Raw genomic sequence first — 18,578 nt, 5'->3', positions numbered from 1 at the left:
GTCAAATTATAAGTATTATAACATACTAATACAAATCAAGCAAACCGCAGAAAAGGCTTTAAAAATAAGAGTATTATTAAACGGCCCACAACCCAAAAAACACAGAAATTTCCCGATAAAATCAAGTATGGCGTTTAGTATAAATCTTATCCGCTATATTTTGCCGTTTAAAACAAGGGATTCAGGTTCTATTACACGCCCTGTCTTTTTCAACATTTTTAATCTACGAAACTCCAGATTTCCGCTATCAAACATTACGGGATAGACCCCCGGTGATATCTGTTTTAATTCACTGCCATCCTGAGAAATAATAAATTTATCGCCATAAACCTTTACTTTAACAATAACTCCGCATGGAAAAATTTTAGATTTACTCCACTTTAAATAGTAATTATTATTTACTTTTATTACTTTCGCGTTTTCAAGAATTTTCTGAGCTTTCCAATAAGCGGCCACTTCCCCAAACGGGGCAATCCAAAGGTCTTTTTCATTTTCTTTAAGATAATCCAGAATTCCCAGGAATGTTTTTTTTGGAACCGGCTGGTACCAGTCAGACCCTTCCACCGCGTGTATCATAAACACAGTCCACGCCCCCGAATACATTGCCTGATCAATCCAGCTTTTATATTTTTCAATATCATAATCCGTCATCGTTGTCCGGCTGGATATATTAAGCCAATCCGGCTGCGATTCAGAATTATAATTATACTGCCCATATCCGCCCCTTGCGGCAATGCAGTTTTTTTCTATTCTTGCCTTAAGCCCGTCAGTTATTTCAACAAACGGATAAGCAAATGTAATAACAGGCTGTCCCGATAATTCTTTCAATATTTCTCCGGCAGAGTCAACTTCCGTAATTTCATCATCAGCTGAAAGTTCCGCTGCCCGCCTGTGGTTCATTGAATGATTTCCTATTTCCATTCCGTCCCGCGCTGCTTTTTTCCACTCTTCCTGCCTTGAAGTATTTCCGGCAATCAGAAAAAACGTTCCTTTTAATCCGCGTTTCTGCATTTCGGGTATCGCAAGGTCCAAATGAATGGGGTCTCCGTCATCAAAAGTCAGCGAAACCGCGCCTGTATATCCGTTCCATGGTAACACGCTGAACAAATCAGAGGCATAAACCGGATAAGCGGCTGACAATAACAGAAACACTGCAAGTAATAACGTATGCTTAATATTATTCTTCATGTTTTTTAGAATCTCAGATCCCTTTCGCCTTTGCGGATACGTTCAAGATAGGCAAGCGCTTTTTCCCTTCTTGTCTTATCCGGCACGTTCTGTATTTCCCTGTCCACCATTTTTCTTCCCATTTCCTTAAGTTCATCATCCGCGTAGTCTTTAAGGTATTCTTCAAATGTCAAAAGCGCGTTTGGATGGCAGAAGTTTCCAATCTGCCCGGATTTTGCCAGCGGCATAAAACGGTCGCCGGTTCTTCCCTCGCGATAGCATGCAGTACAGTAGCTTGGAATATACCCGTCTTTTACAAGCCCCTTTATAACATCCATAGGTTTTCTGTGGTCAGCAACATCAAACTGCGGCTTTTCATTGTTGCTCTCTTCCTTAACGCGCTTTGCGTATCCGCCCACCCCGACTATTGAACCCGCACTCATCTGAGAGAATCCCACATCCAGAAGTTCCTTGCGGAATTCAGCGCTTTCTCTTGTGGTAAGTATCATACCGGTATAAGGTACTGCCAGGCGGGTTACAGCTACTAATTTTTTAAAATCCCTGTCCTTTACCAGATATGGAAAACTTTTATAATCAATTCCTTCCGCAGGTAATAATCTTGGAAAAGATATTGTATGAGGCCCGACACCCGCGGCAGCTTCCATATGCTCCGCATGCATTATTAAAGCCACGGTATCGTAATGGTAGTCATAAAGCCCATAAAGCACGCCTATGCCTGCGTCATCTATACCGCCTTCTATCATTGCCCTGTCCATGGCTTCCGTGTGCCATTCATAATTCTGTTTGGGCCCTTTATGCATAGCAAGATAAGTGGGCTTATGATACGTTTCCTGAAAAAGCAGGTATGTGCCTATTCCCGCGTCCTTTAACTTTTTGTAATTTTCCGCGGTTGTGGCTGCAATGTCTATATTAACCCTTCTTATAGAACCATTTTCAAATTTTTCGGCGTAAATTGTCTTTATGCATTCAAGCACATAATCTATCGGGCATTTTTCATCATCCTCTCCCACTTCCAAAAGCAGCCGTTTATGCCCCATTCCTTCAAGCGCTATAATTTCTTCGCGCAGCTGCTGCTGTGACAGCTGAAGCCGGTCTATCTTATTGGTACATTTATAGCCGCAATATTTGCAGTTATTCACGCAGTAATTTGAAAGATAAAGGGGCGCAAACAAAACTATCCTGTTGCCGTATATTTTTTCTTTTATTTTCTTCGCGGACTTATACATTTTTTCAAGGGTTTCATCATCGTCAACTTCAAGCAAAACGGCGGCTTCCCTGTGCGTTAACCCTTTGCAGGTTTCGGCTTTTTCAAGAATCGTTTCAATTGCATTCTTATCCTTAACAAGTATTTTTGCCTGCGCAACAGACTCAAGAACTTCAGCATCATCTATAAATTCGTTTGCGTCTTTGGATTTTACGTTATACATAATTAATACCTCCGCGCGGTCATTTAACCGTTTATTTTATTTTTTAACTTCTGTATCACTTAACACCCTTGAATAAGCGGTTTTAGCCGTCACATCAGGCAGCATTCCAACCTTTCCGGAAAAAGCGCTTATAATGTCATTTGGCGCATCCATCACTATACTTATAACCGCAAGATTATGTTTCTGATATGGAATACCCATCCGGCCTATAATATAACTTCTATATTCATGAATTATGGCATTTAGTTCCTCTGACACCTTTGCTTCTTCAACAATTATGCTTACAACAGCAATTCTGGTTTCCATAACTTCCTCCTTTTTATACTAAAAAAAAATCCCCGCACCGAAAGCGCGGGGATAATATAAATAAGATTAACTATTATCTTGCCTTTGCAGTCGGGTTTTAACCCTTTCAACTCAGCACAATAAATTTAATAACCGAAGATTCACCGTCAGGCAAAAAGCCTTTTGATTCATCTTTTATTTCAATATAAGATTACTACCATTTTAGTGATATGTCAAGCCATCTGTTTTCCTTGTAATTATAATCCTGTTATAAAAAACATTTAACGCTGTTGCGGCCGTTATTCTTAGCGTCATACAGCGCGTTATCAGCCCTTACTATGAAACTTTTAATATTGTCAGTTGAAAGCAGTTCCGTCACGCCAAAACTGCACGATACTTCCCTGTGAATATTCAGATAGTGATTATGAAGTTCTTCCCGCGCCGCTTCCGCTATTTTTACCGCCTGCGCGGCATTGGTTCCCGGCAGCAGAATTGTAAATTCATCGCCGCCCCACCTGGCAAAAATAGAATTTTTCAAAAGCACTTTTTTTATTATGCTTACCGACGTCACAAGGACAAAATCACCGTAATCATGGCCGTATTTATCATTTATCTGCTTAAAATTATCTATGTCAAATATGATAAGCGCAAGAGGGGTGCTGTTTTTTAAAGCGCCTTTCACTTCAAAAAGAAGGCTGTCCGTAAATTTCCTGCGGTTAAATATATTCGTAAGGGAATCGGTCACCGACATTACCGTAATTTCACGCAGTTTTTTTTCAAGGTCGTTTTCAAGTGTCGTAGCGTGCTTTACAATAGTATCATAAAGCAGTTTAAGGTCCTCATTCTCTTTTTTTAACTCTTCCAGTTCATCGCGCAATTCATCCGGCTTTTTAATATTTTCCTCATCACCCACAATTTTACCCCTTTTGTTTACTGCGCCCTTCCGAATTTTACTTCCACTTTATCCCAGAGCAGTTTTAAATTGGCAAATGACTTCTTTTGCCATAAAATATCGTCATTTCCCGTGACAATAACAGGCATTTTGTCCTGTTTTTTTACATCCATAATAAATCTGCAAAGCATTGCAATCCCGGAACTGTTAAGAAAATCAACCGCTTTAAAATCCAGGTTTAAAAACGGAAGGTTCAATTCATGCACATCAAGAAGAAACTGCTCTATTGACTTATATTCCCCCATGTTTTCAAGGCGAAGGGAGCCGCTGAAATTAACGGTATTTAGCTTGTCATCAAATACAATTGAATAGTCTTCTCCCTTTATCTGCATGATGCCGCCCCCTCTATAGGCATTGCGGCCTGAACCGACACCCTGTATTTATTCGCTTCCTTAAGAGGCTGAAACATAAAACCCATTTTTGGATTAAAAAAACTTAATACTGTCAGCAGCCCTATTCCCGATTTCATGCTGTCATCTTCACCGAAAGACTGCAGTTTTTCCATATACATGGAATTTACGTCATCACAGTTTGCTATTTTGTCGGCAAACTTCTTAAAAATCATATATCTCTGCTCGTCAATTATGTTATCCACCTGCAAAATTGCCGAATCTCCGGAAAGTGTTATTGTAAGTTCTATACATCCCATTTCCTCATCCGAATACTTTGCGGCATTTTCCAGAAGTTCATTAATTATCATTGAAACCGAATTCATAACATCTTTCTTTTCCGGGCATGATGATGCCAGATAACTTGCCCCGTAATTGGCGGTTAACCCGCACCTTTTCCATATCTTAAGCAGGTCCGCGTGCGTCAGCTTTAGCAGAATTACTTTTTTTGTTTCCGGAATTTCCAGATAATCTCCAATTTTCATTTTTTATACCTCCCTTATTTCTGTTTTATTACCACAAGCGTTATATCGTCATATATTTCTGTCTCTCCCATAAAGTTGTACAGATCTTTCATGAACTTATCTTTAATTTTTTCCGCGGTTAAATTATGGTACTTCTTTAATGTGTCGCACAGGTTGGATATCCCAAACTGCTCTTTTCTAATGTTTTCCGCCTCTGTGACGCCGTCAGAATAAAGAAACATAACATCGTCTTTTTCAAGGACAAGTTCCATGTTTTTATATATATCCGGTACATCAAGGGTCATTCCCACATAAAAACCATTATCCATTGTGTCAATGACTTCAATTTCGCCGTTTTTCCTGCATATAATCACAGATTCATGCTGACCCGAGATATAATACCTGTTATTGACATAAGTAATTATTATCATAGTCATGCTTCTGTCTTCTTTTATCCTGCTGATATTGGCGTATAATATTTTATTCAACAAAGACAGATATAGGCTGGGTTCCTTCACCTTCATTTCTGCCAGCGTCCTTACAGCGGTCTGCGCCATAAGCATAATCAGCCCGCTTGACAGCCCGTGTCCGGTTACATCCCCAATACCTATTGTAATTGTTCCGTCAATTTTTATAATGTCGTAATAGTCGCCGCCGACTTCTGTCGCCGTCCTCATTATGCAGGCAATATCAAGTTCTTTTATCTCTTTTATTTCCTCTAACGAAGGCAGAACCATTGTCTGTATCTTTTTCGCAATACTGACTTCCGCTTTAAGTTTCTGGGTTTCATCTTTTAACTGTGTCGCGTAAATTTCAAGCTGCCTGTTAACATCTGATATTTCCACAAGCATTTCCTTCTGTTTTTTTCTTGCCAGAATATTTTCCTTAAATATTATGGTTATTATTACAGCCGCCATGATTGGTGTATAAGTGACAGCCATCAGGCTTAACACAAACACCGCATCCGGTCCGATATTACTTTTATAAACAAGATAAGCATCCAGCCCCGGGATAAACCTATAAATTATAAACAATACAGCCGCCTGCCCAAGGCCTATGAATAAATGCCGTTTTATGGGCACTTCCAGCAGTGCTGCCATAAGCGGATATAGTATAATCAGCGTTATTGCGGCGCTGTTCCATCCATTAGTAAGCAGCATCACTCCAAAAATATGCACTTCAAATACATACATCGTCATATTTGAAGCAAGTTTAAGGTTTCCTTTTGAATTTATGTACAAGCTGGCGGCGTATAATATGGTGGCTAAACCCTGAATTATTTTAAGTTCAGGTGAAGATGTGATAATTGTAAATATAATCGTCACGCTTGAGGCAATAAATATAAAAAAAAGGTTTAAACCATTCACCTGGCGGATCAGGCGTATTCTTTGTATATCATCCCCATGCCTGATTCCGGAGCTTAAAATATTATCCACAACCGGAAACAAAATTTTCCTCTGCTTCATAAACGCTTCCTTTTATGTTATTTAATAAATGTCATAAGATACGTGGAATTCTGAAGAATCAGATGTTTTACCGCTTTTACTTCCGGATGCCCTGCAATTAATTTATTGTTAATATTATCCACATCCTCTTCCCTGAAAAAGCCCGTATAATCATTCCATAACAGCGCCATTAAAGGGTCTGCCGCAATTGCCAGCTTGGATTTTTCAATTACTGTTTCCGTAAAGAAAACCCCTTTATTTGCTATTCTTATCATATTTTCCATAAGTTTTAATCTGTGCTGCACGGGAAAAAAATGAAAAAGGTTTACCGCTATAACCCAGTCAAATGATTTGTCCGCAAATTCACCTATATCATCAACCGCGTCGCCAACGACCATCTTAAGTTTTTCTCCCAGTCCTTTTTCCCTGTTTTCTTTGCGCCCCCATTCAATAGCAAAAAGATTTGGATCAAGCCCGGTTATTCTAAGTGTCGGTATGTTTTTAAGGACAGTCCTCGCAAAGGCCCCAATCCCGCACCCCACATCAAGCACTGTGTCATCGCCGCCCATATTATACTGCTTAAAATACTCAATTAATTCAAGTGATAAATTATCGCTGACGCTTGGCTGATAATTCCTTGTTATTTTGCCCTCAGTCAGTTTATCAAGGCTGTTTCCCTTTTTAAAACTGTGCTGCGCTTCAACAACTGACCGCATGAAGAAGTCATTTAACCTCATAAATCCTACAATATCCTTAAACGGGGAATCCGGCATAAAAGTATGACATTTAGGCGATAAAATATATCCGCCATCCATTCTGCTTACAAGCCCGGCGCTTGAACAAAAATAAAACCATTTATCAAGTTTTTCCCTGTCATAGTTCATTTTTTCAGCCAGGAAATCAATAGTTACTGGATTATTATAATTCATAGACGCGAAAATACCGGAATTTAGCCCCGCCGTGATTAAAGAACCTTTCCAGGATTCATACAGAGTGGTCACCATTTCATTGATGTGTTCTTTTGATACATTCTCCATAACTGCCCCCTTTTATAACTTTTAATAAAGGAGTTTTAGCAGATGTTTTTAGATTATTTCCCCTTGACTGATTTATACATTATAAAATATTAAAAGTCAATTTTAACAAAATAATTATTTATAATTTTCGCGGAGCCATGAAAATATCAATTATCCGCTTACCCGGCAGGCTTTTATATGGTTTTTCACTATAACAACTTTGCTTTTTCCCGCTTAAAAATTATTTCCCTATCTGCTTTTTTAACAATTCAAAATCTTCCTGCTGATACTTTTTTACCGCAAACTTAAGCTCATCTCCCGAAATAAGTTCAAATTTAACTTCCCCGTCGTATAATGTCCCTGCCGGTTTAATAAGTATACTTTTTACCTCTTTAAACATAACTTTCCCAAGAGGGGCCGCGTCAATATCCCTGCTTCTTATCATAATAAAAGTATCCGCTATTTCAAATTCCTCATTAACGCTTCTTATTTTAGTAAGTTTTTCATCACCTGTATTTTTGCGTTCAATATCCATTTTGCCCTCCTTAATTATTTACAGCATAAACCTGCTGCCCAAAAGCTTTTTATTGCTGTCGCGCCATTTTTCTATAACAGATGAATAAATGTTTTCCATATTGTTTTTGTCATCAGTTAAAACAGCATGTTTACCCTGCAGTTTAACAGTATCACCATAATTAATACCGCTGTCCGACGCGTAAAAAACATAGTTGGCAAAATTGCCTTCAGTCATCACCGATATTTTAACATCTTTAAAGACACTTTTCATTGTTGAATATACCAAATTTACGGTGTTTCCATGAATACCTGACGGCCCCGGAGCTTCGGCCACTATGTTCATCGACAGAACGCCGCCCTGATTCAGTATATTTTTTGCTTCCTGAAAACTCTCTTTTGTTGCCATGTACGGGCAGATGGAATACCCCTTAAATACATCAAAAAATATCATGTCATAGGTTTTGCCGCAGCGGCGTATGTATCTTCTGCCGTCTTCAATAATAAATTCAGATGTGCTGCCAAAATATTCTTTTGCCGCAAAAGCAATATCTTTATCTATTTCAACGTTATCTGTATGAATACCCCTTTTTTCAAGTTTTCCGGTAAGCGCGCCTGCGCCCGCGCCTATTACAAGCGCCGTATTTTTTTGCCCCGCCAAATCAGCGCCTTTTTCAAGTAAATCAACGTATTCTGCCCCTGATTCTTTTTTATTAAGGTCATAATACATCTGAATTGTACCGTCCACCATAAGAATCCTTATATTTTGCGGCGAATCGATTATAAGAATCCTTCCAAAATGATTCTCTTTTTCATATACAACTTTAATATTTTTACCGTAATTTTTTCCGGATACCGCATAACCTGTCAGCCCTGCCAAAAGTACCGCGCATAAAGTTACAATCCCGGGTTTTATATCTGTTTTTAATACCGCTATACCGGCTAACCCCGTTAAAACAGGCAATACCGAACAGATAATAAATACAGTTCTTATTCCAAAATGCGGTATAAGCCAGTATCCCGCAAGGATGGCTCCTAAAAAACTGCCTGCAGTGGACACCGCAAATATCATACCGGCTGATTTTCCGGCGCCTAACTTTGAAGATGCAAACTTAACCGACAATGGCGATATTGCCCCAAGTATGAACAGCGCCGGAGAGAAAAGCAAAATAGAAGCTGTAATCACCCCGGCTTTTGCACCCATCAAATCAGAAAGTTTCAGCACCGGATCTTTGTACAGCATTATTATTGCAGTCACCGCGCCTGCCGCTAAAGACGCGGCAAAAACCGCCCACTGCCTGTTATTTTTTTCGGCAAAAATACCGCCGGCGTAATACCCCACCGCCAGTGATAACAGCGTGACTCCAATCAACGCCGACCATGTAAATACGGTTGTTCCAAAAAAAGGCGCCATTATCCTTGTACCGGCAATTTCAATAATAAGTGTAACCAGACCGGCTATGAATGAATTCAAATACAGTAATTTGATACCAATGCTGTCCTTTGACATCTTTACCTCCGTAATTTGCATTTAAGGCCATGCGTACCATAAAACCGTTACTAAAAAAAAAGGCGGAGCCTTACGGCCCCGCCTTTTTCTATTACATATTATTTATCTTATTTCTTCTTTGCAGTTTTCTTTGCCGCAGCTTTCTTAACAGGAAAATTGATACCTGCCTGTGCAGCCGCAAGCCTTGCAATTGGAACCCTGTAAGGCGAGCAGGAAACATAGTTTAATCCGATTCTGTGGCAGAATTCAACAGATGCCGGGTCTCCGCCGTGTTCGCCGCAGATGCCAAGCTTAATGCCGGGCCTTGTGGCTTTTCCTTTGTTAACCGCGTCTATCATAAGAAGGCCTACGCCGTCCTGATCAAGAGTCTGGAAGGGGTCCTTTTCAAAGATAAACTTGTCAATATAAGCTTTGGTGAACTTACCCGCGTCATCGCGGCTGAAGCCAAGCGCTGTCTGGGTAAGGTCGTTTGTTCCGAATGAGAAGAATTCCGCTTCTGCGGCAATCTTATCAGCTGTAACAGCAGCCCTTGGAACTTCAATCATTGTTCCGACCATGTACTGCATCTTTACGCCTTTTTCCTTTATTACTTTCTTTGCCATGTTGTCAATGATAACCTTCTGGTCCTTGAATTCCTTTACATTTCCAACAAGCGGTACCATTACTTCAGGGACAACCTTTTTGCCGGCTTTGATAAGTTCCGCTGCCGCTTCAAATATGGCTGTTGCCTGCATTTCTGTTATTTCAGGGTATGTGATTCCAAGACGGCATCCCCTGTGTCCAAGCATCGGGTTGAATTCATGAAGTTCTTCAACGCGGGAAAGAAGCATTTTTGCTTTTTCAAGCTCTGTGCCGTTTGTCTTGATAAGTTCCAGCGCTTTCTTTAATCCTTCTGTTTCAATGGTGGTTTTGCCGGAAGCTTCTGCTTTGGCGATATCAACCATTAATTCTTCCCTTTTTGGCAGGAATTCGTGAAGAGGAGGGTCAAGAAGCCTTACAGTTACGCTGTACCCATCCATAGATTCAAAAAGGCCCTTAAAGTCGCTGCGCTGCATAGGAAGAAGCTTTTCAAGCGCTTTTCTGCGTCCTGCTTCATCTGTTGCAAGAATCATAGCCTGCATGTGAGGCAGCCTGTCAGCGTCAAAGAACATATGTTCAGTACGGCAAAGGCCTATGCCTTCCGCTCCAAATTCCCTTGCTACTTTTCCGTCCCTTGGAACGTCTGCGTTGGCGCGTACTGTTAATGTCCTGTATGCGTCAGCCCATTTCATAAACGTGCCAAATTCACCTTCAAGTTTAGGTTCAACTGTAGGCACTTTTCCCTTAATAACTTTTCCTGTGGAACCGTCAATTGAAATCCAGTCCCCTTCTTTAATTACAAGGCCTGACTTTGTGGTCATGGTCTTGGAATGTTCGTCAACCTTAATGTCTTCGCATCCTGCTACGCAGCATTTACCCATAGAGCGCGCTACAACCGCAGCGTGCGATGTCATTCCGCCGCGTGCTGTCAGAATTCCGTTTGCGGCGTCCATTCCGTGGATGTCATCCGGGCATGTTTCCTGCCTTACAAGGATGGTGTGTTCGCCCTTTTCGTCCCATTCAACAGCTTCATTAGCCGTAAATACAGCTTTGCCTGTAGCAGCGCCCGGTGATGCCGGAAGCCCTTTGGCTATTACCTGAAGTTCCGCTTTGGGGTCAAATACAGGGTGTAAAAGCTGGTCAAGCGATGCCGGGGATACCCTTAAAACCGCTTCTTCTTTTGAAATAAGCTTTTCTCCGACCATTTCTACCGCTATTCTTACAGCTGCTTTAGCCGTTCTTTTTCCTGAACGGGTCTGAAGCATGAAAAGTTTTCCCTTTTCAATTGTGAATTCAAAATCCTGAATGTCCCTGTAATGTTTTTCAAGTTTTGAAGTAATCTGCCTTAACTGTTTGTAAACTTCCGGCATGTCTTTTTCAAGCGAAGCAATAGGCTGCGGTGTCCTTACGCCTGCAACCACGTCTTCACCCTGCGCGTTGATAAGGTATTCGCCGTAGAATACGTTTTCTCCGGTTGCGGGGTTCCTTGTGAAACCAACGCCTGTTCCTGAATCATTTCCCATGTTTCCAAATACCATGGACTGTATGTTAACAGCTGTTCCAAGGTCGTGAGGAATGTCATTCTGCTTTCTGTAATATATCGCCCTGTCATTCATCCAGGAATTAAAAACCGCGTTCCTTGCAAGCTTAAGCTGTTCAAGCGGATTCTGCGGGAAGTCCATTCCTTTTTCTTTCTTGAAAAGTTCTTTAAACCTTTCGCAGATTTCCCTTAAGTCTTTCGCGTCAAGTTCGGTGTCAAGCTTAACGTTCTTTTTATGTTTTGCCTCTTCAAATAAGTGCTCGAATTTGTTTTTTGGAACATCCATAGCAACGTCAGAAAACATCATTATGAACCTTCTGTAGCTGTCATAAGCAAACCTTTCATTCTTTGTCTGCTTGATAAGGGATAATACAGAATTGTCATTTAATCCCAGATTTAAAATAGTATCCATCATTCCCGGCATGGAAAACTTTGCGCCTGAACGTACGGAAACTAAAAGCGGATTGTCCCCGCCAAATTTTTTGCCGGTTGACTTTTCAAGTTTGTCAACGTGCATAAGCATTTCTTTTTCAACAGCTTCAGGGATTTTCCTTCCCACTTCATAATATAGGTTGCAGACTTCTGTTGTAACCGTGAATCCCGGGGGTACAGGCACGCCTGCTTTTGTCATTTCCGCAAGACCTGCTCCTTTTCCTCCAAGTAACGCCTTCTGGTGCCCTTCGCCGTCAGCCTTTCCATTGCCAAAAAAATAAACATACTTTTTGGCTTTTCCGGCCGGCTTCTTTGCTGCAGATTTCTTCGCTTTGGCCATTTCTACTTCCTCCTTTTGATTTCCTGAAACGCTTGAAAAAGCTTAATCAGGTAATGTAATTGTGTAATACAAAACGGTATAATCATATCACAACGGGTTTTTTGTTTCAATAGTTTTAGAATGTATTTTTAACTGTTTTTACCATAAAAACGGCGTTTTCTGACTGTTGCTGCGTAAATTTCCTTATTCGGGCGGCCGCGAGCTAAAAATTACCAATAGCCGTATCGGTCTTAATTATTTCATAAAAAAAGGCGTGTTTTATTTCAGCAGCGTTATCAGGCGGCCGTCAAATATAACTTCAGCAAAACCAAATTTTTTCTTTATTACCTCAAAAGCTTTTCGCGTGTAAAAAAACACATGCGTAGCGTCATTTTTATAGTGCCATTGACTAAAATTTAAAGTATCTTCATACATCTCTGTCATTAAAAAAACAGCGCCGCCCGGTTTTAACAGCCCAAAAAGAAGGGCAAATTCCGCTGCCGGTTTTTTAAAATGCTCCGCCGTCTCGCAGCACACAATATAATCGTATTTATGTTCAAGTTTCTTTAAATCGTTATCAAAAAATATATCGTAAGTTTCAATGTTATAATTTTTTTCTTTTAACACAGTTGTAATAACGGGGCCCGAGCCGGACCCAAAATCAAGCCCGGCGCTGTCTTTACTGTATTTGCCTGTAACAGCCTTTACAACAGGCGCCGTGAAAGCCCTGTAACCGCTGTCATTTATGTCGTTGTTATGCTTTTCATAACGTTTTTTTTCCTTATCAATCGGCATAAATGCGTTTTCATGCGTCATGACAGAACCGCATACAGAACACTTATAAAAATCCGCATGCCTGTAAGATGTAAAAAAACAGGCATTTTCACCGCACAGCCTGCATTCAATTATTTTTTCTGCCATAAATCCCCATGTTATTATTTTAGGTTTAAAATGAATATTTAAAAATCAGCAAATACTTTTTTAATACGCCGGGCACTCTAGCGTTTTTAATAATGAATCTGAATTCTTAAACAGTGCCGCCTTCAGATAATTCCGTGTCAATACCAAGGTGCTTTTCCCCGTCAATTAAGCCTTTTAAACAGCCATTAATAATTTCCACCGCTTCCATTCCCATTCTTTCAATGGGCTGCTTAATTGTGGTAAGAACCGGGAAAACCGCTTTAGCCGCTTCAATCCCGTCATAACCCATTATTGCTATATCTTCAGGAAACTTCATCCCGCCGGCCTTTGCTTCCATCATAAAACCTATCGCTACAAGGTCGCCGGCCACAGAAAATACAGAATCAATCCCTTTTATTTTATCTTCAAACTCTTCAAAAACATCCCTGCCGCACTCTATGCTATGCCTGGCTGCCATAACGCTTGCGCCTTTTAACTGTTTTATGCCATAAAAATCAAGCGCTTTATTAAAACCCAAAAGCCTTTCATAAGAAGCGGATTTTTCATCCGCGCACTGCGGGTCAATTATTAAACCGGTTTTCTTATAACCCTTTCTTGCAAGATATTCACCCGCTGTGTATCCCCCTTTATAATTATCCACTTTCACGGAATGAAGCCCTTTTATTTTTCTTTCAACAAATACCGCGGGCATTCCGCTTTTTATGATTTTCTGCACGGCGCTTTCCGTCGGGGTAAAACTAAGGCAGATTAAACCGTCAGCCTCGCCTTGTTTTATAACATCATTAATTTCCGCGCTGCAGGCTTCTGCCGAACCGTCCCTTGGCAGGTGATAAAGGATTGTTTTCTTGCCGCCGCCCAGCAGTGCAACATGATTTTCAATGCCTTTTGCCACAGTTGAATTAAAAACAGAACCCATCCTGCCGCTGATAAAGGCAATTGAATTAAATGCCGCTTTTAATTTTACCTTCGTGCCCGTTTTCTTTTTCATATTCCCCTCTTTTCATCCTTAATTAATAATATACCGAAATACGAGAAATAATACAAGCAGGCAGTTGTTACTGTTTAAACAAGATACACCTGCTGTTTAGCAGCAGATTTTTAATCCGATTCGGGAAGTACAAAAAAGAAAGACGCCCCTTTACCCGGTTCAGATTCCACCCAGATTCTGCCCCCGTGATGTTCCACTATTTTTTTACAGATAGAAAGGCCTATACCAGTGCCTTCGTATTCATCCTTTGAATGCAGCCTTTCAAACACTACAAAAATTTTGTTAAAATACTGCGGTGATATGCCGATCCCGTTATCTTTCACGCAGAAAATCCATTCTTTACCCTTATGTTCGGCAGTAATATTAATTTGTGGTATTTGCCCTTTCTTTACAAATTTAAGCGCGTTTGTAAGCAGGTTCTGAAAAACCTGAAAAATCTGCATCTGATCGCATTTTAATTCCGGCATTTGTCCGGCAGTAATTACGGCGTTAACGCCGTCTGCCTGCAGTTGAAGAGCATCAGTGACCTGTTTTAGCAGCGTATTGATGTCAACACTTTCTAAGTTTCTGCCTTTACTCCCGATACGGGAGAATTCCAGCATGTCTTTAATAAGAGCGCTCATCCTGAAGGCTCCGGATATAATGTATCCAAGATAATCATCCGCGTCACCGTCAAGCCTGCCCTTATACTTTCTTTCCATAAGCTGCGCGTAACTTGACATCATCCTTAAGGGTTCCTGCATGTCATGAGATGCCACATAGGCAAACCGTTCAAGTTCTTCATTTGTCTTTTCAAGCGTATCTATTGTATTTATTAATTTCTCCGTAGTATTCATTAAGTTTTGTTCCATATTTTTTCTTTCCGTAATATCTTTTGTAACCGACAATATATGAGGTTCACCGTATATAGTAATTATACTTGCGGACATCAGGCCTGTCTTAACGCTTCCGTCTTTACACCTGAATTTTGCTTCCAGATTATCAAAAAAACCGTATTTTTCCAGCCCGGAAATAAGTTTTGCCCTGTCAGCAGCATCAACCCATATTTTTATTTCAGCGGAGGTCTTTCCATTCACGTCATCTTTTGAAAAACCCATAACTCTGGAAAACCCTTCATTAACTTCAACAAATATCCCGTCACTTAATCTGTTTAAATTGATTGAATCAGGGCTTGTATTAAATGCCACCCTGAACTTTTCCTCGCTTGCGGCAAGCTTCATTTCCATTTCTTTCCTGTCAGAAATATCCTTAATTGAGGTAAATACTCTTGCCGCTCCGTTAAGATTAATCAACCTGGACGAATATAAACAGGTAATGACACATCCATCTTTTCTTCTGAATTTTATCTCCTTATTCTTGACAATTCCATCTTTTTTTAAAAGCATAACAATTTCCTGCCTTTCGTCTTCGCTGTACCATAACTTCAGTTCTGTCGTGGTTTTTCCTGTTGCTTCTTCTCTTGAAAAACCGCTGGCACGGATAAAACCTTCATTCACATCAAAAATTTTTCCGTCAGAAACGTTTACAAAAATCATGGCGTCAGGGTTTAAATCAAAGGACGCCCTGAACATCTCTTCCGACCGCCTGCGTTCTATGGTAAGGGCTATGATATTTGCCGCGTCAGTTATAACGTCCTTTACATTTTTTGTGTACATCTCAATTTTCGAATTAAAGAAACGCATTGTTATAAACCCCATAAGGCTTCCATTAACCTTTACCGGCGTTGACAAAGAAGGCGCATCTCCGATAGCGGCAACCATGGCGTGGATAACAGGCTTAAGAAAGTCCGTTTTGGCGCCGCTTATCGCGTCCATCATTTCTTCAAGAGTGACTGTGCGCTGTTGATCAGCTTTAAGTTTTTCTATAAGGTCCAGCGGAACCGAAAGCCCCGCGGAAACACCTTTAACCCTGTTGTTCTTCCATTCTGTCTGTGCATAAATATTGTTTCCTTTTATCCTGCTGAAAACACACCTTTCAGCATCAAAAAAACCGCCTATTTTTGAAATAAGCTCTTCTGTAAGCTGTTCTTCGGATAGATGATAATTATTTGACATTTTCCAGATATCGCCGCGGAATTGACTTAAAAGAAGTGTCTCTTCGCCGTTAAGTTTTTCATTTTTTGAACTATTATAAAAAGTCTTATTCGCCCTTTTTTTTAACAGTTCAAACATAAACCCTCCTGAATACTTTTACCCCTTAAATAATCTTATAAATTTATTTTAACCCCGCGGGTAAAATAAGTCAATTTTAAATGCCTTATTTTATTTCTACCACCGTTTCAGCAGGAATTATGCCTTTCTTAATATATACTGACCTAAGATGGCTGCGTATCCGCGGCAAAAAAAATACAAAAATACCAGCCGCAATAAGCGTCAAAACCCCGCCCGCGGCAATTACATGCCTTACTCCGAATATTTTCGCGGCCCAGCCCGAAATTAAACTTCCAAGAGGCATAAATCCCGAAAAAGAAAGGATATAAAAACTTATCACCCTGCCGCGTTTATCGTCATCCGCCACGGTCTGAATGATTGTATTTGAAGCGGCCATATGCAGCATTGTGCCGGCGCCCACAAACATAAGCAGCGCCATCGCGATATATAAGTTTCCGGAAAATGACGCCGCAATAAGGCCGGCTCCAAAAAGCGCGGCAGCCGACGCCATAAGGGCGGCTAACCCCCTTAAGGTCTTTTTAACAGCCATGCTTAAAGCGCCCAACAGGGCGCCTAATCCAACCGCCCCCGTTAAAAAACCGTAAGTCATTGAATCTCCGTGAAGTATGTCGCGCGCAAAAACAGGAAGCAATATTGTAACACCGGAACCAAAAAGGCTTACAAAAGCCATAAGGATAATTATACTTTTAAGCGGTACAGATTCAGTAACATATTTAAAACCTTCTTTAAGTTCTTTCAAGGGGCTTTTGTGCCGGGTATATACATGTTTTTTAATATTCATCATTAAAAGGGCGGATATTACCGCCATAAAACTTATTCCATTTATCAAAAAACAGATACCTTCGCCGGCAAATGCCACAACCACACCCGCAAGCGCGGGGCCAAGCAGGCGCGCCGAATTAAACATAACAGAATTAAGGGCAATGGCGTTCCCAAGGTCGTTCTTATCTTCCACCATCTGCGGGACAAAAGAGTGCCTTGTGGTCATTTCAAAAGCCGCTGCAGACCCTGCCGCAATGCTTAAAATTACTATGTGCCACGCGCGGATAAGGCCGGAAAATACAAGCGCGGCAAAAATAAAAGCAACTGCCATCTGGGCAATATCCGCAATAAGTATTATAAACCGCCTGTCATGCCTGTCGCTTACAATACCTGCTGCCGGAGTAAGCAAAAATGCGGGAACCTGCCCCGCAAATGCCACAATACCAAGCATAAGCGGAGAGTCGGTAATACGGTAAACAAGCCAGCTTTGCGCCATCTGCTGCATCATTCCGCCCAAAGCAGACAAGCCCTGCCCCGCGAAAAACAACCGGTAATTTCTATATTTGAATGCTCTGAATATTACCTTTAATCTGTTCATATTATTCCTTGGATTAATTATAATGATTTTTTTTACAGGTAATTACAAATTTGAACACCTTACAGGATGTATCTATATGGATTATGTAATATATTAAAAACCAATGCTATAAATTATAAATATCTTTTATAGTTCTTTCTTTATTTGACTCAAGATCAAGCAGAACACTGTCTTTTATCCCCGCCAATTCATCCCTGCCGTACTTTTCAGAAGCGGTCAGATTTTCAAATACTCCTGCCGGAGTTATTTCATTTATATTCACGGCAAGATCTTTACGTACAAAAAAAGCATTAACACCCCATGATTCAGAACCGGCAAGCACATAGCCATTTTCTTTCATAAGCGAATTAATTGCCGCAAGCGATGCGCCAAAATATATACCCGAATTGTACCTATTAAGCCCTTTCATAAATGGAAGCGTTACCTGCTTTTCAGGTCCAAAAGCCCTGTTATACTCTGTTATAAAAATTGCAGGTTTATATGCCTTAATTGCTTTTAGTATAAAATAATCATTATAGTCAATATCTACAGAGATTATTCCAGGTTCGTACGGGGCGCCTGCCTGTTTAAAAAGCAGTTCAACATTTTCCGGAGTAATTATTGCCTGGACAGCTTTAATGTCATGATTGATGCCAAGAAAAGATTCCTTTGAAATATAGTTGATGTGGTCGCAGCCGCCGTCTATAATCAGCCCCTGCCACCTGTCATTCATAAGAAGAAAACGGGTGTTTGATTCCCTGTAAGATTCCACTCCGAATTCAATAAAATACTTATTTTCTACAGCCACTTTTGAAAGCAGATACTGAATTATTCCGTCTTCCCCGTGCTGCGAAAAAACCTGAAATTCAGCCTGCGCCAGTTTTTCAACTTTTGAACTTAGCACCTGCCTTTTTTCAATCCTGCCCTGCGCAAGACGGGCACGCTCCATCTCATCTGCAATCGGCCTGTTTATAAACTGACGTATCTTTCTTAATATTTTTTTCATTTGTAACCGCCTGTTAAGATTTAATAGTTTTAATTATACCATTTTTAAACATTATTTTAAGCCTGCTTTTCCCCTGCAAGCTGCCCGCATGCGG

General features: G+C 40.6%; 16 protein-coding genes. All 16 read right to left on the bottom strand.

Translation table 11 applies throughout. The features are described from left to right. Window positions 1-153: 153 nt before the first annotated feature. Window positions 154-1,188 (bottom strand): hypothetical protein, encoded by a 1,035-nt coding sequence (locus tag CVV21_02730; GenBank protein PKL92691.1) that lies wholly within the window; start codon window positions 1,186-1,188, stop codon window positions 154-156. 5 nt (window positions 1,189-1,193) lie between these two features. Beyond that, window positions 1,194-2,615 (bottom strand): [FeFe] hydrogenase H-cluster radical SAM maturase HydG, encoded by a 1,422-nt coding sequence (locus CVV21_02725; protein ID PKL92690.1) that lies wholly within the window; start codon window positions 2,613-2,615, stop codon window positions 1,194-1,196. Between the two features lie 36 nt (window positions 2,616-2,651). Next, window positions 2,652-2,921 (bottom strand): iron-only hydrogenase system regulator, encoded by a 270-nt coding sequence (locus CVV21_02720; protein ID PKL92689.1) that lies wholly within the window; start codon window positions 2,919-2,921, stop codon window positions 2,652-2,654. Window positions 2,922-3,168: 247 nt separating this feature from the next. Next, window positions 3,169-3,813 (bottom strand): hypothetical protein, encoded by a 645-nt coding sequence (locus tag CVV21_02715; protein ID PKL92688.1) that lies wholly within the window; start codon window positions 3,811-3,813, stop codon window positions 3,169-3,171. Window positions 3,814-3,830: 17 nt separating this feature from the next. After that, window positions 3,831-4,184, bottom strand: coding sequence for a hypothetical protein (locus CVV21_02710; protein PKL92687.1), 354 nt, complete (start codon window positions 4,182-4,184; stop codon window positions 3,831-3,833). After that, window positions 4,175-4,726, bottom strand: a complete 552-nt coding sequence (locus CVV21_02705; protein PKL92686.1) for a hypothetical protein — start codon at window positions 4,724-4,726, stop codon at window positions 4,175-4,177. Before CVV21_02705 ends, CVV21_02710 begins: the two co-directional genes overlap by 10 nt. Before the next feature lie 14 nt (window positions 4,727-4,740). After that, the gene (locus CVV21_02700) at window positions 4,741-6,171 is read right to left on the bottom strand and encodes a hypothetical protein (protein PKL92685.1); all 1,431 of its coding nucleotides are present in this window, start codon (window positions 6,169-6,171) and stop codon (window positions 4,741-4,743) included. 17 nt (window positions 6,172-6,188) lie between these two features. Continuing rightward, window positions 6,189-7,187, bottom strand: coding sequence for a hypothetical protein (locus CVV21_02695; protein PKL92684.1), 999 nt, complete (start codon window positions 7,185-7,187; stop codon window positions 6,189-6,191). A gap of 220 nt (window positions 7,188-7,407) precedes the next feature. Then, window positions 7,408-7,701 carry a hypothetical protein gene (locus CVV21_02690; protein ID PKL92683.1) on the bottom strand — a complete coding sequence of 98 codons (294 nt, stop codon included), beginning with the start codon at window positions 7,699-7,701 and terminating at the stop codon, window positions 7,408-7,410. 18 nt (window positions 7,702-7,719) lie between these two features. Next, window positions 7,720-9,210 carry a hypothetical protein gene (locus CVV21_02685; GenBank protein ID PKL92682.1) on the bottom strand — a complete coding sequence of 497 codons (1,491 nt, stop codon included), beginning with the start codon at window positions 9,208-9,210 and terminating at the stop codon, window positions 7,720-7,722. Window positions 9,211-9,296: 86 nt separating this feature from the next. Further along, window positions 9,297-12,080 carry a pyruvate, phosphate dikinase gene (locus tag CVV21_02680; GenBank protein ID PKL92681.1) on the bottom strand — a complete coding sequence of 928 codons (2,784 nt, stop codon included), beginning with the start codon at window positions 12,078-12,080 and terminating at the stop codon, window positions 9,297-9,299. A 258-nt stretch (window positions 12,081-12,338) separates the two neighbouring features. Beyond that, window positions 12,339-12,980 carry a methyltransferase gene (locus tag CVV21_02675; GenBank protein PKL92680.1) on the bottom strand — a complete coding sequence of 214 codons (642 nt, stop codon included), beginning with the start codon at window positions 12,978-12,980 and terminating at the stop codon, window positions 12,339-12,341. A gap of 106 nt (window positions 12,981-13,086) precedes the next feature. Further along, window positions 13,087-13,968 (bottom strand): hypothetical protein, encoded by an 882-nt coding sequence (locus CVV21_02670; protein ID PKL92679.1) that lies wholly within the window; start codon window positions 13,966-13,968, stop codon window positions 13,087-13,089. Between the two features lie 110 nt (window positions 13,969-14,078). Next, complete coding sequence (locus CVV21_02665; GenBank protein PKL92678.1) at window positions 14,079-16,139, bottom strand: hypothetical protein; 2,061 nt, start codon at window positions 16,137-16,139, stop codon at window positions 14,079-14,081. A gap of 85 nt (window positions 16,140-16,224) precedes the next feature. Further along, window positions 16,225-17,499 (bottom strand): MFS transporter, encoded by a 1,275-nt coding sequence (locus CVV21_02660; protein ID PKL92677.1) that lies wholly within the window; start codon window positions 17,497-17,499, stop codon window positions 16,225-16,227. 106 nt (window positions 17,500-17,605) lie between these two features. Beyond that, window positions 17,606-18,484 carry a hypothetical protein gene (locus CVV21_02655; GenBank protein PKL92676.1) on the bottom strand — a complete coding sequence of 293 codons (879 nt, stop codon included), beginning with the start codon at window positions 18,482-18,484 and terminating at the stop codon, window positions 17,606-17,608. Between the last annotated feature and the right edge of the window lie 94 nt (window positions 18,485-18,578).

Source organism: Candidatus Goldiibacteriota bacterium HGW-Goldbacteria-1 (assembly GCA_002839855.1).
Taxonomy (GTDB): Bacteria; Oederibacteriota; PGYV01; order PGYV01; family PGYV01; genus PGYV01.
This window is presented reverse-complemented; position numbering and strand designations above follow the sequence as displayed.